We start from the raw sequence: 22,935 nt of genomic DNA, 5'->3' as shown, positions 1-22,935 counted from the left end.
AAACAAGGCATGAGGCTTGAACTCCTTACTGAGAGAATTTGCCTAAAAACCCTTGCTTAACTAAACGTGCGAATTATTCTTAGCTTCAATAAACTACAGAAGTGCGATGCTCTGCGATCGCGCTGGCGCTATCGCGCGTTTGACTATCTACAAAAATTTAACTGGTTGTGTACAAATATTAAAGATATTTACAATAGTTTATGAGCTTTAATTTAGCAACACAGACTAAAGTAGAGTAAAAGCCTGGGTATGTATAAAAACTTAAGTCAGTACCAGCAGATCAAACTCAAAAACGCAAACTTTCGTCATGAACAAAAATGTAGATTTATCACTTTATCTTTAAAAGGTAGTTAACTTTTAACTTGGCACTTGTCAAGTTAAAATAAGTATTTTTACTTTTAGTCAAGCGGTTAATAGTGTACAGCAAAGACCTATCTTTGGTAGCAAACAAAAAACTAACCCTAGAGAGCAGAAAACTTGATAATGACAGCAGATACGCTCACGACACCAGACAAAATTATTGTTGACGGCATCACTTTTATACCTGCTCAAGAAGCCCCGATTACCGAGTGGCCCTGTGTAATTAGCGAAAGACCGCAGCCGACACTGACAATTAAAGATGACGATGTATTTTTAGTTACAGACACTCTAGGGAATATTTCGGGCTGCTTGATGGACGATCGCACCGCTAGTATGGGGCTATTTTGCAACGATACTAGATTTCTGAGTCGTCTGGAACTGCAAATAGAAGGGCGAAGTCCTGTATTACTTAGTAGCACCGCCGAAAAAGGATTTTTACTATCAATTCTCTGTACAAATCCTTTAATTGAAGATCGTCTCAAACCAGACACCCTAGGGATTCGCCGAGAAATTGCTGTTAGTGGCGCTCTGTTTGAAGAAATAGAAGTTTCAAACTATAGTACAAGTCCAATTAGCTTTGAAATTAGCATTAGTTTCAACTCTGATTTTGTCGATCTGTTTGAAATTAGAGGCGCTCACCGGGAAAAACAAGGCAAGCTATTAAGAGAACTTACTCCCATCCAGGACGAAGACACGCCGCCAAAAAACCTAAGACTTGCTTACCAAGGCTTAGACAAATCTTTGATGCAGTCAGTGATTGAGTTTCAGCATCGCACCCCAGACCAATTTAAAGGTTATACAGCGCTGTGGCAAATAGAACTAGGTTCTCACGAAACGCAAAAGCTGGGTTATCGATTGCAAATGCTGGTAAATAATAGCTCCTCATCAACAATTACCAGCGCTCCGGCAACATTAGGACAAGCTAAAGCCGCCGAATCTTCCGAAGAAAAGCATTGGTGCGAACAAATCACGCAAATTCGCTCCGATAAAGCTACCTTTAATCGCGTAGTTGAACGCGCTGAACAAGATTTGTATTTGTTGCGTCAAACCTTTGGCAAACATAAAACTGTAGCCGCCGGAGTACCTTGGTATTCAACACTATTTGGGAGGGACTCTTTAATTACTGCTTCTCAGACTTTGATGCTGAACCCCCAAATCGCTAAAGAAACTTTAACTCTTTTAGCGCACTACCAAGGCAAAGTAGAAGACGATTGGCGGGAAGAAGAACCCGGTAAAATTCTTCACGAGTTACGCCAAGGAGAAATGGCTCGTTGTCAAGAAATTCCTCATACTCCTTACTACGGCACAATTGACGCTACTCCCCTGTGGTTGATGTTGTACGCGGAGTATTACGCATGGACTTACGATCAAGAAACTCTAGACAAATTGTGGAGTAATGCGATTTCCGCAATGGATTGGATCGATCGCAACAGCAAGGAAACAGGGTATCTTGGCTACCTACGTAAATCGCGGCGCGGACTTGCTAACCAAGGCTGGAAAGATTCGGGCGACTGCATTGTCAATCGTAAAGGAGAAATAGCCACTGGGCCAATTATCTTATCTGAGGTGCAGGCTTATACCTACGCTGCCAAAATTAGGTTAGCAGAAATTGCCCGGATGAAAAAGCGCATTGATTTAGCCGATCGCTGGCTAGAAGAAGCAAAAGAACTCAAAGCCCGATTTAACCGCGACTTTTGGATGGAAGACCAACATTTTTGTGCCTTGGCTTTGGATGGCGAAGGACATCAAGTAGATAGTATCACATCAAATCCCGGTCACTGCCTGCTTTTGGGCATCCTTACCCCCGAACGGGCTAGTAGCGTCGCCGAAAGACTGCGAGCGCCAGATATGTTTAACGGTTGGGGTATTCGGACGCTGAGTAGTTTGTCCCCAGCATACAACCCAATGGGCTATCACATCGGTTCGGTATGGCCTCACGATAATTCCCTAATTGCGATGGGATTGCGGAGTTTAGGACTTGTAGAGCAAGCTTTAGAAGTATCTCAAGGCTTGCTAGATATGACTTTAATGCAATCTTACGAGCGTCCCCCAGAATTATTTTGCGGCTACGAGCGCAACGGCAACAACACCCCCGTACAGTATCCTGTTGCTTGCACTCCCCAAGCCTGGGCAACGGGAAGTATCTTTCAGTTACTGCATATGATGGTAAATTTAGTGCCGGATGCTGTAAATAACCGCTTGCGGATCATCGATCCAGCGCTGCCAGAATCAATCAATCAGTTGTCTATACACAACTTGCGTGTTGGTAATACTGTACTTGACTTAGAATTTGAACGCTCTGGCAGCACTACCGCTTGTCGAGTGGCGAGAAAACGCGGAAACTTGCGCGTAGTCATTGAAGCATAGGTATAAATAAAATTTCTCAAAACCTACTTTGTTGCGTTTTGTAAACTTTTTGCAACAATCGCTGAAAAATTTAGCTTCAAGGGAATGCTAAATAGAGCAATCAAAACACTAACAAATTATTTAGTGAGATATACAAGTCATGGATCGAAACGCTTGGAACGTCATTGAAACAGAATTTTCGCCGTCCGAATTACATCATAAAGAAACGCTGTTTACCATAGGAAACGGCTACTTAGCAACGCGAGGAACCTTTGAAGAAGGCTACCTTGGCGAAAACGCCACAACATTTATTCATGGCGTGTATGACGACGTTCCGGTAGTTTATACCGAGTTAGTTAATTGTCCTGACTGGTTACAGTTACAAATTACTATCGCTGGCGAAGTTTTTAGCCTAGCGGAAGGCAAAGTGTTGGAATACACGCGCCAATTAGACTTACATTGGGGCATACTAAGCCGTTATGTACTGTGGCGTAGTCCCGCAGGTAACACAGTAAAGTTGCACTTTGAACGTCTAGCTAGTATGGCAGATGAACATTTGCTAATTGTGCGCTGCGCCATTACACCGATAGATTTTAGCGGAGTCATAGAAGTAAACGCCAGCCTTAACGCCTACCCTGATAACCAAGGAGTTAAGCATTGGGAGTTATTACAAGAAGGAGTTGCAGATAACAGCGCTTGGTTACACCTGCACTGTTTGAAGTCAAAAATTGAACTAGGGATAGCAACAAAACTAACTTGTACGGCAGATACAGATGTAACCGCCAACTTAGAATCAAAAGGCAATCTGGGTGTACAAACAAAGTTTATTGCTCACAAAGGACAAACTATTACTTTAGAAAAGACAGTTACAGTCTTTACTTCTAGGCAAGTTTCTCAGCCGGAGCAAACCGCCTGTCAGCATTTAGCAAGTTTTAAAAGCTATTCAACGCTTTTGGCTGCTCATGGCGCTGTTTGGGATGAATTATGGCACGATTGCGATGTTGTAATTGAAGGCGACTTCACAGCCCAATTAGCAATTCGCTACAACTTATTTCAACTACTCATTGCTGCACCCCGTCACGACGACAGAGTAAGTATTGCGGCTAAAACTCTATCGGGTTACGCTTATCGCGGTCACGTATTTTGGGATACAGAAATATTTATTGTTCCTTTTCTTGCCTTTACTCAACCCCAAGTAGCGAAAAATTTGCTATCTTATCGCTACCACAACTTAGATGGCGCAAGACGTAAAGCCTCGGAAGCAGGTTATGAAGGAGCGATGTATCCTTGGGAAAGTGCCAGCACGGGAGACGAAGTAACCCCCCGATGGGTAATAGGCCCCGATGGTCAGCCAGTAAGGATTTGGTGCGGAGATATTGAGTTGCATATTACAACCGATGTCGCTTACGGAGTTTGGCAGTATTGGCAAGCCACAGGCGATCGCCCTTGGATGCAGCAGCAAGGCGCCGAAATTATCCTCGATACCGCCGTATTTTGGGGTAGCCGAGTGGAATGGAATAAAGAACGCGATTGTTATGAAATTCGTGATGTAATTGGCCCCGACGAAAACCACGAACACGTAAACAATAACGCTTTTACTAACCGCATGGTGCAGTGGCATATGGAAACTGCGTCTGCTGTCTTAGGTTGGCTGCAAGTAAATTATCCGTCTAAAGCAACGGAACTTGAGCTAAAACTAAATCTCACTCCCCAACGCTTGCAGCACTGGCATCACATCGCCCAAAATTTGCTTGTACTGCACGATCCCGAAACTGGGTTAATCGAGCAATGTGAGGGATTTTTTGACTTAATTGATGAAGATTTGTCGAAATACAATGGACGAACTACATCAATGCAAGCGATTTTAGGCATTGAAGAAACAAACCAACGGCAAATACTCAAGCAGCCAGATGTATTAATGTTGCTATATTTAATGCGCCAACTGCCTTTAAAAACTCCATTAGCAAATCGGGAAGATCGCGCCCTGTTGCGTACAAATTGGGATTACTACAGCAAACGCACCGATCATACCTACGGTTCTTCTCTTGGCCCAGCAATTCACGCCATCCTAGCTTGTGATTTGGATCGCACAGCAGAAGCCTACGAGCATTTTATGCGGGCGGCATTGGTTGACCTCAAAGACGTGCGGGGCAACGCTCACGAGGGCATACACGCCGCTTCTACGGGTGGTACTTGGCAGGCGGTAATCTTTGGTTTTGCGGGAGTCCGGTTAACGGAAACTGGCCCAATGGTGGAAACTCCCCATTTACCTCCAGGTTGGACGCGCTTAAACTTTAAACTTAACTGGCATGGTCAGAGTTATGAGTTCGATTTGACAAGTAACGACGGCATAACAGAGGTGAAAGTGGTAAATATTAATAGCGGTGAAGAATTGAGCCTTGGTAATGAAAAGCTTGCGGAGACTTTAAAACCTGCTTTTACACAGTTACCAATTAAAGGAGTGATTTTTGACTTGGATGGCGTGTTGACAGATACTTCCGAGTATCATTACCGAGGTTGGAAACAGTTGGCGGATGAAGAAGGAATTGCTTTTGATCGCCAAGCTAATGAAGCAATGCGGGGTTTGTCGCGGCGAGATTCCTTGCTGCATTTATTCGGCGGCGTTTCTATTCCCGAAGCCGATCTGCAAGCCATGATGGCACGGAAAAATAGCTATTATGAGGCATTTATTCAAGACTTAAGTGCGGCGGATTTATTGCCCGGAGTATTGCCTTTACTAGAGCAGTTACACGCGGCAGGAATCAAAATAGCGATCGGCTCTTCGAGTAAAAATGCTCATTTAGTAACGGGATTATTGGGAATAAAAAGTCGCATTCACGCAATTAGTGATGGTTACAGTGTGGAGCGCCACAAACCCGCACCCGATGTATTTCTCCATGCGGCAATGCAACTAGGATTAGATCCTTGCGAATGCGTGGTTGTAGAAGATGCGGCGGCAGGTGCGGAAGCTGGTTTAGCTGCGGGGATGTGGGTTGTAGGACTTGGGCCAGTTGAGAGATTTGCTGCCGCTCACGTTATCCGCGACAACTTGGCTGACTGCTCTTGGACTGATTTATTAGCATCTTTGGAAGCAACTAAGATTATTTGCTTGCCAATAGCTGTTAGCTAATAAATACTGGTTTAATTAGTCAGTTAGTAATATTTCCAGCTAATTGACTAATTGCTAAAACTAATTTATGGAGTGTAACAAAAACTAGATTGAGCAACTTTTGGTCGTATTATCCCTTTTAAAGTGTTAAACAAATCGCTATTTTTGATAGGTTTAGGACAAATAGATACTTTACCGCTTTAACTTTCGTTGTATCTAATAAATCATTGACTAAAAAGTGCGATCGCACTCCTGTATATCTGTGGAATAAATGCGATCGCCTATTCATTCAAATTAACAAGTGCGATCGCACTCCTGTATATCTGTGGACTAAAAAACTTAGCGCTTTACCCAGAAAATATCTAGATTAATGCTGTTTAGCGACGGTTTCTAAGGAGCAAAGCGTTCAGTACACCTCGTCATGGCTACCAATGTCTACAAACACAGCCTTATCATCTTCTGTAAAATAAAACAACACTCTTTCCTCGTAATCTACGCTAAAACTCCAAAATTCTTTGAGACTACCAGATAGCTTGTGGGTTTTTAAGCTGGGAGCGAAGGGGTCTATAGTAAATTGTTCCAACTTTTGCCAAAATCTTGCTGTCTTATCTGCGTTGCCTGTAATACGTTTTTTGAAAGCACGTTTGAAGGAAGAACTAAAACTAACTTCCACGCTTACTCCTCTAGCAGTTGTTTAAGTTCTGTGATATCGGCAGAAAATTTTAGTTCACCTTTTTGCTGTTCTTTCTTTGCCGCGCTGAAGTTTTTATATATCTCATCACGGCGTTCTTCACGTAGGTATTGCTTCAACAATAGTTGAATTTCATGCTTTTCATCAATGGAAAGACTTTTAATCGCCTCAACTACATCACTAAAAATCATTTCTGGCAATGCCTCACCGCCCTTACCCAATTAATTTAACACGCTGTCTGTTTTTCTAGAGCCAAGCAATGTACCAGTGAGATCGCTTATTCCTGTAATGTTAGCCAGTGCGATCGCATTCCTGTATATCTGTGGAATTAATGCGATCGCCCATTCATCCAAAATAGCAGGCGCGATCGCATTGCTGTGTATCTGTGAAAGTAAAAAGAGCCAAAGCCATCGGTACATTACGACAAAGCCAGCAGTGATAAATTCTCATCTTCATAAAATAATGCGATCGCGTTAAAATTTCGCCGCAGCAAACTTTCAACTTGCAATGTCGAACAGTTTCCCATCCTCAGCCAAATAACTTTTGGTGGATTGCCAAACACTAAACTCAAGTCGTGCATATCCGCGTCTTTTGAGACAATCATCAAATTATTATCTTTTGCATAATCCCAAACTACAGGATCGATAGTTGATTTCATACCTACATCTCGAACGTGGAGCGAATTAGGAAAAAGATCCCTCAAAAGGTTTGGTAACTTGGGCGACAGGTTTTCATCAAAAAGTAACTTCACGCAGATAATGGAGGAGTCATAAACCGACGTTCGCGGTCAGCAGCATAAGCAATGCAGGCTTTCAAATCTTCTCGCGTCAAATCGGGGAAATCATCGAGGATTTCTGCTTCGGTCATTTCGGAAGCTAGATACTCAAGCACTTCATAAACTGTAATTCGCAAGCCACGTACACAAGGCTTACCACCGCGTTTATTGGGTTCGATTGTGATGTGGTTTCGGTAGTTGATCATATCCAGCCTGTAGAAAGTATTAGATGAAAAAATAGCGATCGCCTATTCATTCAAAATAGCAGGCGCGATCGCATTTCTTTATATCTGTGGCATAAATGCGATCGCCTATTCATCCAAATTAGCAAGCGCGATCGCACTTCCTTTTGTAACTGTGGAATAAATGCGATCGCTGTAACAGTTTTATTGTGTTATCTACGCGCCTACAAGCTTACTTGACTGACATAACTACTTTCAACTCCACGAATTCGCTCCCAATCAATCCGCGCCACCCATACCTTCTCTAATTCAGAGTATTGAACTACTCCGTCAACTTCTAATTCTTCGCTGTAGAGTGTCAATAACTGACCTAGCTGTAATTTAATTTGTTGACGTGCTAAGTCTTCAATTGTACCAATACAATTGAGCCGCAACTGTCCTGTGTTGTCAGCATTATGGAAATCTGCAAATACTCTCGGATAGCTCATGAAATTGCTCCAATCAGGACAATTGCTGGGATGGATTGGCGATAGTTGGAGTCAGCAAGTTGCTAATTTCCTCTGGAGTCAAGCCCGTTAAAGTTGCATGGTTTGGGCTTCTCATAGAGATGAAAGTTAGCGATCGCACTTGTTACTTATCTAAACTTGATTTTGGCATCCTTGGAAGTAAAAGACTTCGCCCATTCATGCAAATCGCACGATCGCATTCCTGTATATCTGTGGAATAAATGCGATCGCTTTCGACCCGAAAATATATAGTTCAACGTATAAATTAAGCCGAAGTCATTTGGTTTAATTTAATTATTAACTTAAATGTACTTGCTACATTCATAGTGCTGATGCCACTGGCGTTCAATGAAATCAATATTTTCGTGTGGTGATACATTGCAAATAAATGAAAGGCGGATCGTTTGACCGCTCTTAACAGCCTCTGCTAGCTCACGATGTACAGGTCGGAACTCATTCGGTTTTTTCCTGCGGTAAGGCTTTCCAAGCAGCAAATTATTGACGTTACGGCGATAGTGCTTGCGTGGTCGCTTCGCGCCGCGAGAGGCTTTGCCAACATACCGATAGTAAACATCTCCATGAGAATTCAGAATCTCCCATAAATAGATTAGAGGCTTTGTTGGGTCTACACTGCCCTCAATCTCAACGAACTGCATTTCTTGAATAAAGTCTAAAATGGGACGAGTTTGACCGCGTTCTAGTTCGTCAAAACCCTGCCCAATACCTGCAATTGTTTCCAACTTATCTATTAATTGGTGTAGTTTGGCGGGATCGATTTTGCTAGGATCGAGAAAGGTAACAAGAACTTGGGATTCGTTAACATCTTGTGGTAGCTCGGTAAGATGAATTTGCCCATTAAGGTAAGTTCCGGCGATGGTTTTTAGCATAGGTTGCCGTTGGGTTGGGATATTTTTCAATTTTAAACTGATAAATACTGTTGCAAGTGCGATCGCCTACTGTATTAAAGATTCCTTGGCTTACCTTGCCAATCAAGCTTTTCCACTTCTAAGTAGCCAACCAATTACCCCGCCGATTGTACCGCTAAATATAGAACTAATAAAAGCAGTCACAAAAAATAACCCGATTTGCCTCCAGTTTTTTAGCTCTCCCACCTTTTCAGCTAAATCGGGGATTTTAGCAATTGAGGTTCGCCACTCATCTAAACGAGTTTCAATCACAGTGAGACGATTATCGATAGAGGTAAATTTATTATCAATGGCGGTAAATCGGTTGTTGGTGTCTTCTCTAAAAGCAATAATCAAGTCTTTTAATTCTTTGATATCTGACTCGGTTACAGTTGTCATTACGCTATTGTCCAATTAGGTAAAAGAGTTTTGACTCTCTTGGTGGCTGCTAGGAGACTACATCTATTATCTATCCTATATAGTTAAAACAGAGTTTGAAGTGTTGGGGCGATCGCCTATTTAACTCTATCAAAGCCCAAACTCTGCGCTGTACCATCATCAATAAATAAAACTTTCTTGACCAATACCTACTAAATCAACAATTATTTCCCGTTGTCGCAGCTTGCCAAAATAGCGTGTAGAAATAGGGTAGTAATTGGTAACGCAGATTGATGTATGTGTGGCAAATGTTTTCAGTGCGATCGCCTTTTACCTATTTCATTAATTCATTGATAAGTTGTCGGACAGATTGATTGGATGAGCCATAACTTACGATTGCGATATCAAGATCGGCATATTTGTAGAGATTCAAGGCACGTCGCATTCCTGCAAAAATCCAATCGGGTTTGTTACCGAAGGCTCCGCCGCCAAGAAGTGTCAGAAATAATCTATTGTTTCCATTGCGGAGGGAATTCAAGATTGCTGTACAAATTGTTGCTTCATAAGATGCCTCTAAAATTAACTGTGCAAATTCTGCCCATAGAGCCGAAGCATGAGGAGAATAAGCAACGGGTAAGGCGGAGCAATAAACCTGTGAAACTAGGTGATTGGTATCGTTAAGCGTCACTTGTGTATTCCACTGAATACCAATGCGTAGCAACTGCCGCAATCGATCGAGTTCATTTTCACTTGAGGCGCTAAGTCGATTCGCAATCTCAATTAAACCGTTATGCGATGCCAAAGTATAACCGTTTCTCATTTTCCAAAGACGGCTCAGAGAGTTTCCTAATGCTACTCCGATATCCGCAAGGCAATCGATTTGATTTGTTGCAGATTGACCGATTTGCCCATTAACGATCGCAAAGTAGTTACGAAAAATTGTTCCTGCACCTGCGGCGATCGCGCACGCTGGTCCTTGGGTGCGATCGCGCTCATAAATTCCTACACCATGCTCAGGCGTTACACTCGAAGATACCATTTCCAGCAGATTGAACTGGGAAGCCACCTGAAAAAGTGAATTAGCATTTGATTCGTTTGTATGCAAATGCTGGACATTTGCAACTACTTCTCGTAGCGAGATTTTTCCGCCTTGATGCCCACTCAAATTTACCCGTTCTCTCAGTTCTGCCAAAGTTGGGGTTTCCAGTTCACCGCAAACTATAACTTTCTCGTTGACATGAGATTTTAATGTCTTCCCGTCAACAGATATATTTTCGCGGACTTGCTGGGGGGAATTTTCAGGAAAACCAGTTAATGTTTCAAACCACATCATTGGATTCTACCAAGGGGCATAATATTAGTATTTATTAACAATAGCTTTGTATGTTGACTTAATTAGACAGCAAATTGTCAACAAATTAAGCTCACTGGTAGCAAACAATTACTACTCATTAAATATTTAGGATTGCCTTTGAGCGCGTAAGCTTAAGATGTTTCTAAAACTAGATGGTATAGTTTTGCTGGTCTGCGTCTCTGTACCTAGCTTTTTGAATCCCCATACTTGACGTAATTACCCACCGATTCAAGACAGATTGACGGAAAGGAATACGGCGCTTTTTGAGCCAATAGTAAATATTTCCAATAAGTAAAATGTACGAAAAAGGAGTTGCCAAAGTTCCAAACAAATAGCTAATTTGTAAGCGGTCTTACTTACTAACTCCTGAACCGAGACAGATGATTTTAGAGTTCAACTATAACTTCTCTCCACAAACAATTTGCCAATTTTACTTTAACCAAGGTTTTGTTGTATGGCGATCGCTTTTAAGTTAACTTGCAATTATTAAAAGTGCGATCGCCCGCTACTCAGAAAGCTATATATGCTCATAATTTCTCGTAAAATAGATAAAGTAACTTTTAGTCACCCCCTCATGCTCTCAACAACAGGATTACTCACTCGCATTACTCAAACACCTGGTCAGTGTGGCGGTCGTCCCTGCATTCGAGGGATGCGAATTCGAGTTACCGACATTTTGGAAATGTTAGCGGAAAACGTTAGTGTTAGCGAAATTTTAGAAGACTTCCCCGATTTAGAACTTGCAGATATTCAAGCAAGCTTGATATTTGCAGCACGATGCACTGATTTTCCTAGACTAACGGCGTGAAAATTTGGGTTGATGCTCAACTGCCTCCAACTTTAGCAGTTTGGTTGTCAGACACTTTTGATTTAGAAGTTGCCGCATTGGTAGATTTAGCACTTAGGGATGCTCAAGATATCGAAATTTTTGAAGCAGCACGAGCCGACAATGCTGTAATTATGACAAAGGACAGCGATTTTATAGATTTAGTATGTCGTCTGGGAACACCTCCTCAGATTTTATGGTTAACTTGCGGCAATGTCACCAATCGCAACCTGCGACGATTACTTTTGATCCAACTTACACTAACAAAGCGATCGCCTATTTATTCAAATTAGCAGGCGCGATCGCACTTCTTCTAGGTATTTGTGTAGTTATAGGCTTCGTTCAATCAAATCTAGCGTTAAGAGCTTCAGGTAATAAAATGGGAATCTCTCCACCGATAAACCCAGAGGTATCACGAGTGACGATCGCATCTACATTATGCACAAGCCCACAAACGTACTGCACGGCATCCTCGAAATCACGAAAGTTTAAGGCAATGGCTTGTTCTAATACATCTCGATCCACCGGACAAATGTTTAAATCTGCAAGGATTTGGGCGATCGCATCAGAAGCTACAACTGCTCCTGCTGTTTTACAAACAATATAATAGATGTTGGTAATCGTTGTTGCTGCGATAAATCCTTCAATCTGTCCAGTATCAAAAAGCTCAAATAATCTCGTTGCATTTTCTACAAACGGTTCTCTTTCTTGAAGGAAGTCAAGAACTATATTAGTATCAATCAAAACACGCATTACTGATACTTCTCAATTAGGTAGCTAGTATAATCCTCTTTAGAATTAGAGTTATCCACTGTTCCCGAACCTTTGGCAATCCCTCGAAGCCGAGACAAATTTCCATGTTTTGCTGTTAGGCTGTCGCGCTTTAAAGACTCTAAAAGAGTTTGAACCAATTGCCAGCGATCGCTAGTTGGTAATTGCAGTGCTTGTTTTTGCAGTTCTTGTAATGTCATTAGTCTAAACGAGTGCGAGTTTATTTTCTAATGATTGTAAGCTTTCCTAGCTTAACCTGAGTTTGGTGAAGTTGGGAGCGATCGCTTATTCCTGTAGATTCAGCCAGTGCGATCGCATTCCTGTGTATTTGGGGAATAAATGCGATCGCGCTTCATCCCAGAAAGTATGTAAATTGACAGAGCAAATTAGTTACGGTAGAAAACTTTAGCAGCGCTGACAATAACTTTTGTCCTATATTACAGTTATGTACTGTTTTACCGTTCCACATTGACAAGCTACTGTTCAAGATACACATTAAATTTGGTGAGCTAACTAAAAAGAATTAAGAAAAATTTGCCAGCTAACCATTTCTTCCATTTGCTGTTTGTACTGTTCCTCTTTAATAGGATCAGCCTGTGATTCCTCCCAAACTGCCAAAGCTTCCCAATCTTCATCAGTTCTAGCTCTATCCAACATTTTGCTTTCTTCAAGATGTGTATTCAGTCTCTCCCAAGCTTCTTTACTCGCATCCCCCAACAATCGTCTTAACCGTTGATCTATTGTAGAGACTTTCCTGATTAAGTCTTCGAGTTGTCCAGAGCCTACAAACATAGCGTAATAATCATGGGGATCTTTTGTTATGAAATCAATTACTGACTTCCCCCAAAAGCTTTCTACTAAAGGATCTAACACTTCCAGTGAATAACGTATTGCTAACACGTCTAGCGTGTTAGCATTTGCCATCGAAAAGTGAACGATTTGATTTCTTAGCTTACCAAATTTGCGGTGTTGAGTAAGAATATCTGGCTCAATTTTAATTCCTGTAGTTGCCCATAACTGGTCAGGTAATTCTTCATAAGATAGAGTGCGACCGCTTTCTAGCAAATCAATCAGTGTCAGAGTATCATCATTAGGCTTAGGCAGTTTTGAAAAAATTAAGAGCGGATGTTCTTGCGCTATGCGAGCTTTCAGCAAAATTTCTGCTGCATGAGCTAGATGTACAACACACATTAGCTTTTCGCCGTGTAATGATTCTATAAATGCATCTCGAAAAAGGAGCATCCCTGTTCTTCGCATATTTTTAGGGACATCCTTCATAGAAGCTTGATCCATACTTTTTTAAACTAATTTGCAATAGACAAAGCGATCGCCTATTTCACTCTATCAAAGCGCAAACTCCGCGCTGTACCATTATCAATAAAACTTTCTTGACCAATACCTACTAATTCAACAATTATTTCTCGTGTTGTGGGTTGCCAATTGCCAACGCGATCGCTTATTTCTACTATATATTGCTGTTCTTCTTCGTATACGCGAATAGTTGTAGTTGCAAATTCGCCGTTTTTATAAGCAAAACTATGTCCATCGTCTTCATAAAGTGTAAATTCCCCGTTTCCTGGATAAATCCGTAAGGTTAAAGAATCAAGGGGTTTTTCATCTACATACTGCATCACTGGTTGCAGGGGAATAATTGCCCCCGCGCAGACATACAAAGGCATTGTTTCTAAAGGTGCGTGTGCCAAAATATGACATTCTCCTTTGTAAACTTCCCCCGTCCACCAATCAAACCAAGTACCTTGGGGCAAATAAACCGCCCGATGTTCGACTCCTGGGCGATAAATGGGAGCAGCCATAATAGAATCGCCTAGCATGACTTGATCGTATAGTTCGTAGGTTTTTGAATCATTGGGAAAATGGTACAAAAGTGGGCGTAAAATCGGCGCTCCTGTGGTTGCGGCTTGCCAAAATAGCGTGTAGAAATAGGGTAGTAATTGGTAACGCAGATTGATGTATGTGCGGCAAATGTTTTCAGTGCGAAGTCCAAAAGCCCAAGGTTCGTGTTGAGATGTAGACAGCGCCGAATGTCCCCGCATAAAGGGGTAAAGCATTCCTACCTGCATCCACCGCGCAAATAATTCCGCCGTTGCATTTCCCGCAAAACCGCCAATATCGCAGCCGACAAAAGCAACACCCGATAAGCCCATATTGCACAACATGGGTAAAGACATCTCTAAGTGTTCCCACAATGATTGATTATCACCCATCCATACCGATGACCAACGTTGCACCCCAGCATAGCCCGATCTCGTTAATACAAAACTTCTCTCATTAGGACGGTGTTTTTCTAAACCTTCATAGCTTGCTTTAGCCATGTTTAAACCGTACAGGTTATGGACTTCGGCGTGTGTTGCAATGTCTTTTGATCCTTGGGGTGTATCTAAAGGAAAATAGATTTTTTCTCCTGGTTCAGAAAACGGGCGATCGCTTATGGTAGGTTCGTTCATATCGTTCCAAATTCCTGCTACGCCGATATTAGTAAGGTTTTGGTGCAAGTCACCCCACCACTGACGCACATCGGAGCGCATAAAATCGGGAAAAACAGACTTTTCGGGCCAGACATAACCGTGAAATAATTGTCCGTCAGCTTTGCGGACAAAGTAATCTTTAGCTACTCCGCTATCAAATACGTGATAATCGGCTTCGGGTTCGTATTTAACCCCTGGATCGATAATTGTTACGGTTTTAAAGCCATCTTTTGCCAAATCTCCGACTAATTGGGCGGGATTAGGGAAGCGTTTGGGACTCCAGGTAAACACGCGATAGCCGTTCATATAGTCGATATCGAGATGGATTACATCGCAAGGTATGCGGCGATCGCGAAACTCTTTAGCTATTTGGCGTACCACTGTTTCCGATTCGTAACTCCAGCGACATTGATGATAGCCTAGCGCCCATTTTGGCGGCATTGGCATTCTGCCTGTAAGTTGAGTGTAGGTGTTTAAAATTTGGGCGGGTTCTGCGCCATAAATAATGTAATAGTCTAGTTCTTGTCCCCGCGTTTCCATTCGCAAAACTCCCGGTTGTTCTGCACCGATATCAAACTGACTCCAAAAAGTAGTATTAAAAAAGATTCCGTAAGCAACTTCAGGACGCAATGCTATAAAAAATGGAATTGCCTGGTACATCTCATCACTAAGCGATCCGTAATCCAAAGCGTCTACTGTCCAGTTGGTTTTACGCTCGGAGAGCTTGTCTAATAAGCCTGTACGTTCGCCAAAACCATAAAAATGTTCGTTTTCTTCAATTTTTTTCCATGCTGCTACACCGCCAGAGCGCCAGCCCATAGGAGTAATATCTTGAGCAAAAGGGCGATCGCACAAGTCATAACAACTAACCTGACAAGGATTTTTGTTAACTCTAACTTTAATTAATTCGGTAGTAATTTCGATAACTTCGTCATTTTCGACGAGATCGAACGGTACAATTGCAAATTCGCTATCGTCTATTGTTACAGCCCAATCCCGACGGGGCATAAAGTCGCTTTTTGGTGCTAGGCGGACGCGAATTAAGTTTGCTGCAAGTATTGTAATAATTAGGCAAGCACTATCAAAGTGTAATTGTATAGAAGTGCGCTCTTTTTTGATAGTTTCTACAGCGCCAAGAATTGACCAAGGTTGTTCAACTGTCCCTAACTGTCCAAAATACTGCGGCATATCTGCGTTTATTATTTAAAGCCTTAAGCAAGACTATTTTTTCAAACCTGCAACAAATTAAAATCATTCCAGCGCTAGAAGTTGCTAAAATCTGTCGCTGTGCGTACCGCTCAAAAGCAAACAAATAAGACTCAAGTAGGTTGCGAGTTTTAGTAGTATTAAATCAAACTTGCAATTAAAGTCAAGGGGGAAGTTGCCATGCGTTGGGAATTTGGGCGAAGAAGTAGCAATGTTGAAGATCGTCGCGGTGTGGGGGTTTCGGGTCCCGTAGTCGGCGGCGGGATTGGATTTCTTGTGTTGTCGCTAATTGCTATGTTTTTAGGTGTAGATCCGGCAATTTTGGAGCAAGTCGCACCTACTAATGATAATCCCACTGCTGTAAATAGGGAAACTTCCCCCGAAAGCGATCGCCTTGCAGACTTTGTTTCGGTAGTTTTAGCAGACACTGAAGATACTTGGAAACCGTTATTTAAAGAGATGGGGGCAAACTATGTAGAGCCTACTTTAGTGCTGTTTTCCGATAGAGTAGAATCAGCTTGTGGTTTTGCTCAAGCGGCGGTTGGCCCTTTTTATTGTCCTGCTGACCAAAAATTGTATATAGATTTAAGTTTTTACCGAGATTTGCAAGAGCGTCTGCAAGCACCAGGAGATTTTGCTCAAGCTTATGTAATTGCTCATGAAGTTGGACATCATGTACAAAACCTTATGGGAATATCTGATAAAGTCCGCTCTTTGCAAAGTCGAGTTAGTGAAGTTGAAGCAAATCAACTTTCTGTGAGATTAGAGTTGCAAGCTGATTGTTTTGCCGGGATTTGGGCAAATAAAGCCCAAAATTCGCGCCAAGTTTTAGAAGCAGGGGATATAGAAGAAGCGTTAAATGCTGCTAGTAGCATTGGGGACGATCGCCTGCAAAGTCAATCTAAAGGTTATGTAGTCCCAGAATCCTTTACTCATGGTAGCTCTGCTCAAAGAGTGCGCTGGTTTAAACAGGGAATCCAAACGGGAGATGTAGAGCAATGCAACACTTTTAAAACCGCTAAATTATAACAAGGGTATGGCTTGAGCTAAACTGTTGCAAACTCCAGTAAAAAAGTCTAAATCTAAAGTTTCAATGCGATCGCTTTCTTGATGATAATGAGGATTTCTCAGCATGGCGGTATCCGTTACCATAATTGCTTTATAACCTCGATCCCAAAAGGGCGAGTGATCGCTCCAGCGTGTCTGTGGAACAATTAGACCGCGATTAGGTGCAGGTAGCCATTGACAATTTGTACCGTGTTTACGTATATTCCCACTTAAGCTGAGTAAGTCGGGAATTGTTGGTAAATTACCAATTAAAGCAATAAAATCTCCCGTATTTGGGTAAATCTTCTCTAAAGGCGACGGATAGCGCTGCGAACCGAGAGCAGAGTCGCAATAACCCAGCATTTCTAGAGAAATCATCAATCGTAATGGTTGCTGTTGGCTGTGCAATTTAGTGGCGTAATCAATACTACCCAATAAGCCGTATTCTTCCATATCAAAAGCAACTAGCTGAAGCGGGTACTTAATTGGTTGGGTTGCAAAGATTCTTGCTAATTCTAATAAAGCTGCAACCCCTGTCGCGTTGTCATCTGCGCCTGGAGTTCCCGGTACGCCGTCATAGTGTGCGCCAATTAAAATCGGTGGCTTGTTGTTCCCATTAGCGGCGGGTAAATGCAGAATTAGGTTTTTATGAGTGCGTCCATTTACCTGAAACTCGTGAATTTCCACCCTTCCCCACTGTTGCAATTGTTGCAAGATGTATTGCTGAACGAAAAAATGCCCAGCCGTAGAGAAGTAAGGATCGCGCTCCCTTACCAGTTGAATAAGATGATCGTATAAACGTTGCTTGAGATCCACGTTTTTAGACAAATTCCCCTTTAGCTACCATAATTACTTTACCGCCAACAAAAACATCAATGTCTGCGTTTGTTTTTTGAGCTTTTAACAATAAAAGTGAATCTCTACCAATTTCATAACCTTGCTCGACGCGAATATCAATAGAATCCGCATCAAAATAAGCATAATTCGCTAAATATCCAGCCAAACAACCATTAGCGCTTCCTGTCGCTGGATCTTCGGGAACACCGAAGTAATCGCAGAATACACGCACGTTTAGATTATTTTCTTGATGATAGGTTTCTGGGCAAAATATCAAAATTGCCTTAGCTTCCGTATTACTAATCAATTCAAAATACAGTTCTAGATTTACCTTGGCTTTTTTAACGGCGGCTAAGGTTTTTAAAGGCACGATTATAATTGGTAAGCCTGTAGAAACTTCTTGAATCGGGAAGTTACTATCTATATCGTTTATGGGTAAATTTAATACTTGTGCGATCGCCTCTTTATCAAATTTCTGTCCAAAAATCGGCGGTTTTTGCTGCATCCACAGCAAGTCTACAGAATTATCGGAGTAATGCAGACTTACAGGTATTTGCCCAACTTTTAGGTTTAAGGTAACTTTTTCCACAGGTTGCTTAACAATCTCTTGTTGAATGATGTATGCAGTCCCTAAAGTCGGATGACCAGCAAAAGGAAGTTCTTGCGCTGGGGTAAAAATCCGAACGTCGTAGCCACCCTCGCGGCTTTGGTTATTAGTAATAAAAGTTGTTTCAGAATAGTTGATTTCTTTGGTTATACGTTGCATTTGGTGACTGGTTAGACTTCCAGCATCTACAAATACGGCTAATTGATTGCCATTATATTTTTCCTGGGCAAACACATCGACAATATAATATTTCATTAGAGTTTGTTTTTGATTTTAGGGTAACAACTGCGATCGCTCTAACACCTCAAGCTTGGCTACATGAGTATTTTATACTAGCTGCTATTGAACTTCACTATTAGCCCTCCTCTGTCAGACTCCAAAAACTTTAATCATTTCTGAATTACCAAATCTTTGCCCAATGAGCTACTTATCGATTTTTTACTAATAAAATTAAAAGCTCTAGTTCAAAGGCTGAAATTAGCTCTCCGTAAGGGTTCATTCGGACAGTGACAAAAGGTGACAAACACTTTTGGTACTTTGGGACTGCTCGATATATTCCCGATATTTTGGTGTCAAATATTTGTGACATCAGCCTCCCCCTCGACTCTACCCGGTGAATTAGCTAAAGTAACTGTAGATATTATTTTTACTACTAACGCCTAATTGAAAAGCGGGCTATATAGCCCGCTTTTGTTTGTTCTAAATTAACTTAGGCTGGTGGCGGTGTATTTTTGTCTATTGACTCTAAATACCGTACAAGGTTGTTACGAGCAGATGCCGTTGCCAGGGGATCGGCTGCGCCAACGGGTAGCCCTGCGGTGCGGTGATCGATATCCGCAACTACACAGGCTAGAGTTTCACAAGCACCGTTGTGGTAGTAGGGTGGTAAAGAGTGAATACCTAGCAGCGATGGAATATTATAACCTTCGCCTTTGCCGTCGTTATTGTAGTCTAAGCCTAAAGCATCTCTATTATTAGTGTCCTTCTCAACGGCTCCAATCTGCGGTTGACCAGCTATGGGATTACCTGCTCCAGGAACATTGAGATTAAACGATTTGATATTACTCAGAAATTGAAATAGGTACTGTGTGCCATTTGGATCTGGTGGGACTCCCGCCGCGTTCGGATCGGTTTCAATCGCAACTTGAGCAACTGCTGGTGGCGAACCAAAGTTTTTCGTGCTTCGACTCCATTTCCCACCACTATGACAAGCAAGGCAATTGGCGGATTGAAACAACTGCCTTCCAGCTAAGACTTGAGATTCATTAACACCACCTGCGGGATTACCACCGCCAAAGGTCAGCTCAAGTGTTGTCAGTGGTCGATTAGGTGTACGAACCGCTAAACGCACCCACTGATTTAAGGCATCAAGGGCTGACACTTGGATATTGCTACCTGGTAGCTGGACTTTATGTTGCTGTCGCCCAAGATTCCGCTTGGTCAAAAACGTATTAATCTCACAAGGTGAGATGTTAATGTTCCCATTGTCACCAAATAATAAACCGTGGTTCGGATCGTTATTGCTGGGACTGCTTGCTACAGGAGTTGTTTCAATACACGCCCGTGGCGGCAAGCCTTGCAAGTTTAATCCCCCAGGCCCAGAAACGTTACGAATATTATTTTCAAAATCTTGAACCTCGTCAAAGATTGCCGAGTAGTTTAGAATGCGCTGTTCGTTGGGATTATTTGGGTTGAAAGTGCCATTGAGTGGTACTGACTTGCGTGGCCCAGTACCAAACTGCCACACTACACCGTCAGTTAGTCCGTTAAAGTGACAACTGGCGCAACTCTGCCACCCTTCGGAAGAAAGCCGTTCTTGGGTTGACACATTTGTACCCCCTGGTCTAACAAAGTTGCCACGGGAGGAGAAAAATACTTCTCCCCCAACCTCGACAGTTTCATCGCGCGAGCCTGGTGTTGGGAGAGCGCTGGTCTGGATAACCTTAGCGACGCGATCAACATTCAGATTAACTACCGAAACGTTATGGGAAATGTAGTTCATCACGTAGGCAACTGTACCAGCATCGTTGATGACAATACCAAGAGGGTTCTTACCAGCGTTTGCCCCGGCGGTCTTGAGAACCGCCGGGTTGTTCAAGTCAATGTAGCGGGTTGTGTCGCCGTCAGTGGTAAAGCTCAGTACGCCGTTATTTGCAACATTCAGCTTCACCAGCAAATCGCTGCCCGATGAAACTGCATAAGCTTTACCAGCAAAATTCTGGTTAGTGAAAGCGATCGCCCACGGGTTGGCGAAAAACAGCCTCTTCTTACCTAATTCTGGATTGCGCGCCCCTAGATGCATATTAATTGCTCCACCGTCAGACTCAGTACCGCCGATGCCGTCAATTCGGTTCACGAAGGCGTGGGTGTCAACGTTGAACCTGAGCGGACGAGAGGGAGAGGCGGCAATATTTGGCAGGTAAGCGTGTCCGTTGCGAATAACTATGCTTTGAAGTTGATTGGGATAAGCGGCGGTGGGGTCTGCCGTTCCATCGCTGTTAGCATCAATAGTAAAGCCAGTGTCGCTAGCGGCTATACGAATTGCCGATGCTGGGAGGTAGTCACCAATGTTAGTTGAGTTGGTGTTGATGTTCAACCGACATACCACTCCTTCCTCGCCACGATCATTGCCCTGAACACCGTTTGCTTTAGTAAACGACAAAAAGCGGGTGACGTATAGTCTAGTGTTGTTTTGGGTTACTGCCAGACCACGGGGCTGAAAGTGACGAGTAGTACCCCCTATATTACATAAACTATTACGCAAGTTAACATTGCCAATCACCGTGCGGTTGGTAGCATTGATAACAGTGATTGTGTCTTGACTGCTGTTGGCAACAAAAATACGTTTGCCATTAGGTGAAGATACAATGTTAAACGGCTCTGCACCAGTCTTTATATGTCCGTTTATACCAACGCTCGTGTCTATACCAGCGTTAAAAGTAGATGGGTTAGGATTAATGATTCTAATTACTGTTACCGTATTGCTGGCTGCATTGGCAACATAGGCATACTGGTTTGTAGGGTCAAGGGCAACGCTCTGCGGCTCATCTCCTACTCTAATAGTTCTGATCAATTCGTTTGTATCGGTGCGGATAACTGAAACCGTATCATTATCTGGATTAACCGACCAAACCAGTTTATTATCTGCCGACATAGCGATGGGGCTAGAGTTGGTCGGCTTATTATATACACCTCCCACTTGTGCCATTGTTACTGTGTCACGTAGAGTAACTACTATTATCGATATTATTATGTAGCACAGTGCAGCGCCGAGAACCCAACCTCGTCGTCTTTTAAAGTATCGCACTTGTCCTCCTGGGAATAAGTTGGTTTTGCTAAGGTCTTCTCCTGTTTTGATGTTTAACTACCCAACTTAAAACTACCCAATAAATAATATGGCTGAATTTTGTGCTAGTTAGTTTTGAACCAAAATAAGAGCTAATATTTCTCCGTGGTAGATTTTTTCGGCATTTTTTGTAGCTTGCACCCCAAACTTAGAATTTAAACAATTCTATTTGTTGAATAGTCTAAGGCTTAATATTTAAACCTTTATTTAATTTCAAATAAAAATAATAAATGTTAGAATATACTGACATATCTTCATAAACTTATGTTACTTGAATTTTTATCCAAATAATTACAGCACCGTTTTAAAAGCAATTTTTTTCAGGTAATTATAATCACAAAAGATGCTTACATCGCACTTTCAGGATATATCCGAGTGCAATAGTTTAAACAATATATTAAAGAAACAATTATAAAAGTTTCAAATCTGTCGGTTGCTAAACCTAGTAGTCTAAAGAAATGTAAGCATCTTTAAAAAAGGAACCGCGATCGCTTCGTACTTCCTTTTTGAGTTTTAGGACTAAGACTGTTTTTTCTTGTTTATAGTCATTTATTGTTGAGGGGTAATTGATGTATTATCAGGTTGATAAAAAGCTATTGCGCCTCGCTGCCATAATACTGCTATGGTTATCTGCTTAAAAAGCCAGTACAAGATGGTAATTATTACAAAAGTAATAAAAATGATTGCCAAGGGAATTTTACCGATCAAATCTTCTACTACCGTACTTACTAAGTCATCCGGTTTAGCGAGTAAATCCCAGCTATTGTAGCGTGGAAATCTGCCTAAATAAATACCAACGGCACACAAAGCATGAATAAATAACTCCGCAGCTACAATCGATTTGCTCCTGCCAATGCGTTGCAAATAATAACCTAAGTTAATCAAAGATAGAACATAGGCTTGAAACCCAGACAAAATAAATATTATGTGCAAAGGAAAAACAACTAAAGTAACTGTCCATACAGAATTAACATCGCGAACATCATAAATAAGATGAATAATATCAGTCAAAATATAAGGTGCGTTGGGTAAAAAAGCTAAGAAAACGACAAACACCAACCACCAAGTAAAAGAACGCGATCGCCCGCGACGAAACAACCAAAAACTCAAACCTAAAGGAATAAAAGCTAGAAATAAATTCCAACCAATTCGCCCTGCATTCCGGCTTAAAATCCACCGCAGTGTTTTTATTAAAGCCATTGC

General features: G+C 42.0%; 25 protein-coding genes and 1 pseudogene. 8 read left to right on the top strand and 18 right to left on the bottom strand.

Annotation, left to right across the window (positions count from 1 at the left end; translation table 11 throughout):
• The first annotated feature begins 483 nt into the window (after positions 1-483).
• From SYN7509_RS0220615 to SYN7509_RS30265, 3 genes are all read left to right on the top strand, one after another.
• On the top strand, positions 484-2,727 hold the full coding sequence (locus SYN7509_RS0220615; protein WP_009633581.1) for an amylo-alpha-1,6-glucosidase: 2,244 nt from the start codon (positions 484-486) through the stop codon (positions 2,725-2,727).
• Between the two features lie 139 nt (positions 2,728-2,866).
• A complete protein-coding gene (pgmB, locus tag SYN7509_RS0220610; protein ID WP_009633582.1) occupies positions 2,867-5,836 on the top strand; it encodes a beta-phosphoglucomutase in 2,970 nt (989 codons plus the stop codon).
• Positions 5,837-6,042: 206 nt separating this feature from the next.
• Positions 6,043-6,186 (top strand): hypothetical protein, encoded by a 144-nt coding sequence (locus SYN7509_RS30265; RefSeq protein WP_158506175.1) that lies wholly within the window; start codon positions 6,043-6,045, stop codon positions 6,184-6,186.
• Between the two features lie 35 nt (positions 6,187-6,221).
• On the opposite strand, the gene SYN7509_RS0220605 is transcribed toward SYN7509_RS30265, so the two are convergent.
• The 10 genes and pseudogenes from SYN7509_RS0220605 to SYN7509_RS0220555 form a co-directional block, all read right to left on the bottom strand.
• Positions 6,222-6,488, bottom strand: a complete 267-nt coding sequence (locus SYN7509_RS0220605) for a type II toxin-antitoxin system RelE/ParE family toxin (RefSeq protein ID WP_009633583.1) — start codon at positions 6,486-6,488, stop codon at positions 6,222-6,224.
• 2 nt (positions 6,489-6,490) lie between these two features.
• The gene (locus SYN7509_RS0220600) at positions 6,491-6,727 is read right to left on the bottom strand and encodes a hypothetical protein (protein WP_227501517.1); all 237 of its coding nucleotides are present in this window, start codon (positions 6,725-6,727) and stop codon (positions 6,491-6,493) included.
• On the bottom strand, positions 6,728-6,925 hold the full coding sequence (locus SYN7509_RS0220595) for a hypothetical protein (RefSeq protein WP_028954468.1): 198 nt from the start codon (positions 6,923-6,925) through the stop codon (positions 6,728-6,730).
• On the bottom strand, positions 6,925-7,257 hold the full coding sequence (locus SYN7509_RS0220590; protein WP_028954467.1) for a DUF5615 family PIN-like protein: 333 nt from the start codon (positions 7,255-7,257) through the stop codon (positions 6,925-6,927). Before SYN7509_RS0220590 ends, SYN7509_RS0220595 begins: the two co-directional genes overlap by 1 nt.
• The gene (locus SYN7509_RS0220585; RefSeq protein WP_028954466.1) at positions 7,254-7,484 is read right to left on the bottom strand and encodes a DUF433 domain-containing protein; all 231 of its coding nucleotides are present in this window, start codon (positions 7,482-7,484) and stop codon (positions 7,254-7,256) included. Before SYN7509_RS0220585 ends, SYN7509_RS0220590 begins: the two co-directional genes overlap by 4 nt.
• Positions 7,485-7,687: 203 nt before the next feature.
• On the bottom strand, positions 7,688-7,951 hold the full coding sequence (locus SYN7509_RS0220580) for a hypothetical protein (RefSeq protein ID WP_009633587.1): 264 nt from the start codon (positions 7,949-7,951) through the stop codon (positions 7,688-7,690).
• Between the two features lie 320 nt (positions 7,952-8,271).
• On the bottom strand, positions 8,272-8,856 hold the full coding sequence (locus SYN7509_RS30795) for a hypothetical protein (RefSeq protein ID WP_009633588.1): 585 nt from the start codon (positions 8,854-8,856) through the stop codon (positions 8,272-8,274).
• A 102-nt stretch (positions 8,857-8,958) separates the two neighbouring features.
• The gene (locus tag SYN7509_RS0220560) at positions 8,959-9,273 is read right to left on the bottom strand and encodes a hypothetical protein (protein WP_009633589.1); all 315 of its coding nucleotides are present in this window, start codon (positions 9,271-9,273) and stop codon (positions 8,959-8,961) included.
• A gap of 196 nt (positions 9,274-9,469) precedes the next feature.
• A pseudogene (locus tag SYN7509_RS31820) lies at positions 9,470-9,568 on the bottom strand (hypothetical protein); the annotation flags it as partial.
• 18 nt (positions 9,569-9,586) lie between these two features.
• Entirely contained in the window at positions 9,587-10,585 is a 999-nt protein-coding gene (locus SYN7509_RS0220555) for a hypothetical protein (protein WP_009633590.1), read from the bottom strand.
• A 595-nt stretch (positions 10,586-11,180) separates the two neighbouring features.
• Between SYN7509_RS0220555 and SYN7509_RS0220550 the strand changes: the two genes are divergently transcribed.
• Positions 11,181-11,414 carry a DUF433 domain-containing protein gene (locus SYN7509_RS0220550; RefSeq protein WP_028954465.1) on the top strand — a complete coding sequence of 78 codons (234 nt, stop codon included), beginning with the start codon at positions 11,181-11,183 and terminating at the stop codon, positions 11,412-11,414.
• Positions 11,411-11,725 (top strand): DUF5615 family PIN-like protein, encoded by a 315-nt coding sequence (locus SYN7509_RS0220545; protein ID WP_009633592.1) that lies wholly within the window; start codon positions 11,411-11,413, stop codon positions 11,723-11,725. The genes SYN7509_RS0220550 and SYN7509_RS0220545 overlap by 4 nt, the downstream gene beginning before the upstream one ends.
• A 49-nt stretch (positions 11,726-11,774) precedes the next feature.
• On the opposite strand, the gene SYN7509_RS0220540 is transcribed toward SYN7509_RS0220545, so the two are convergent.
• Positions 11,775-12,185, bottom strand: a complete 411-nt coding sequence (locus SYN7509_RS0220540; RefSeq protein ID WP_009633593.1) for a type II toxin-antitoxin system VapC family toxin — start codon at positions 12,183-12,185, stop codon at positions 11,775-11,777.
• Positions 12,185-12,403 carry a hypothetical protein gene (locus SYN7509_RS0220535; RefSeq protein ID WP_009633594.1) on the bottom strand — a complete coding sequence of 73 codons (219 nt, stop codon included), beginning with the start codon at positions 12,401-12,403 and terminating at the stop codon, positions 12,185-12,187. The genes SYN7509_RS0220540 and SYN7509_RS0220535 overlap by 1 nt, the downstream gene beginning before the upstream one ends.
• A 62-nt stretch (positions 12,404-12,465) precedes the next feature.
• On the opposite strand from SYN7509_RS0220535, the gene SYN7509_RS30260 reads away from it, so the two are divergent.
• Positions 12,466-12,612: a hypothetical protein gene (locus tag SYN7509_RS30260; RefSeq protein WP_158506174.1), complete on the top strand. Its 147-nt coding sequence runs from the start codon at positions 12,466-12,468 to the stop codon at positions 12,610-12,612.
• A 104-nt stretch (positions 12,613-12,716) separates the two neighbouring features.
• Here SYN7509_RS30260 and SYN7509_RS0220530 read toward each other — a convergent pair whose 3' ends face one another.
• Together SYN7509_RS0220530 and SYN7509_RS0220525 are read right to left on the bottom strand one after the other, a co-directional pair.
• Positions 12,717-13,496, bottom strand: coding sequence for a hypothetical protein (locus SYN7509_RS0220530; protein WP_028954464.1), 780 nt, complete (start codon positions 13,494-13,496; stop codon positions 12,717-12,719).
• Positions 13,497-13,534: 38 nt separating this feature from the next.
• The gene (locus SYN7509_RS0220525) at positions 13,535-15,877 is read right to left on the bottom strand and encodes a glycoside hydrolase family 31 protein (RefSeq protein ID WP_009633596.1); all 2,343 of its coding nucleotides are present in this window, start codon (positions 15,875-15,877) and stop codon (positions 13,535-13,537) included.
• A gap of 198 nt (positions 15,878-16,075) precedes the next feature.
• Between SYN7509_RS0220525 and ypfJ the strand changes: the two genes are divergently transcribed.
• Positions 16,076-16,924, top strand: coding sequence for a KPN_02809 family neutral zinc metallopeptidase (ypfJ, locus tag SYN7509_RS0220520; protein WP_009633597.1), 849 nt, complete (start codon positions 16,076-16,078; stop codon positions 16,922-16,924).
• On the opposite strand, the gene SYN7509_RS0220515 is transcribed toward ypfJ, so the two are convergent.
• Positions 16,919-17,770, bottom strand: coding sequence for a M28 family peptidase (locus tag SYN7509_RS0220515; protein ID WP_227501516.1), 852 nt, complete (start codon positions 17,768-17,770; stop codon positions 16,919-16,921). The genes ypfJ and SYN7509_RS0220515 overlap by 6 nt on opposite strands.
• Complete coding sequence (locus tag SYN7509_RS0220510; protein WP_009633599.1) at positions 17,763-18,641, bottom strand: PhzF family phenazine biosynthesis protein; 879 nt, start codon at positions 18,639-18,641, stop codon at positions 17,763-17,765. Before SYN7509_RS0220510 ends, SYN7509_RS0220515 begins: the two co-directional genes overlap by 8 nt.
• Positions 18,642-18,902: 261 nt before the next feature.
• Between SYN7509_RS0220510 and SYN7509_RS30520 the strand changes: the two genes are divergently transcribed.
• The gene (locus SYN7509_RS30520; RefSeq protein ID WP_192819843.1) at positions 18,903-19,049 is read left to right on the top strand and encodes a hypothetical protein; all 147 of its coding nucleotides are present in this window, start codon (positions 18,903-18,905) and stop codon (positions 19,047-19,049) included.
• A 46-nt stretch (positions 19,050-19,095) separates the two neighbouring features.
• Here the strand turns inward: SYN7509_RS30520 and SYN7509_RS0220505 are convergent, their stop codons facing one another.
• A complete protein-coding gene (locus SYN7509_RS0220505) occupies positions 19,096-21,594 on the bottom strand; it encodes a beta-propeller fold lactonase family protein (protein WP_071994170.1) in 2,499 nt (832 codons plus the stop codon).
• 687 nt (positions 21,595-22,281) lie between these two features.
• A complete protein-coding gene (locus SYN7509_RS0220500; protein ID WP_148298031.1) occupies positions 22,282-22,932 on the bottom strand; it encodes a DUF1361 domain-containing protein in 651 nt (216 codons plus the stop codon).
• Positions 22,933-22,935: the final 3 nt, after the last annotated feature.

Origin of the sequence: Synechocystis sp. PCC 7509 (assembly GCF_000332075.2) — a bacterium.
Lineage (GTDB): Bacteria > Cyanobacteriota > Cyanobacteriia > Cyanobacteriales > Chroococcidiopsidaceae > Aliterella.
Note: the sequence above shows the minus strand (reverse complement) of the source record. Positions and strands in the feature narration are given on the sequence as shown.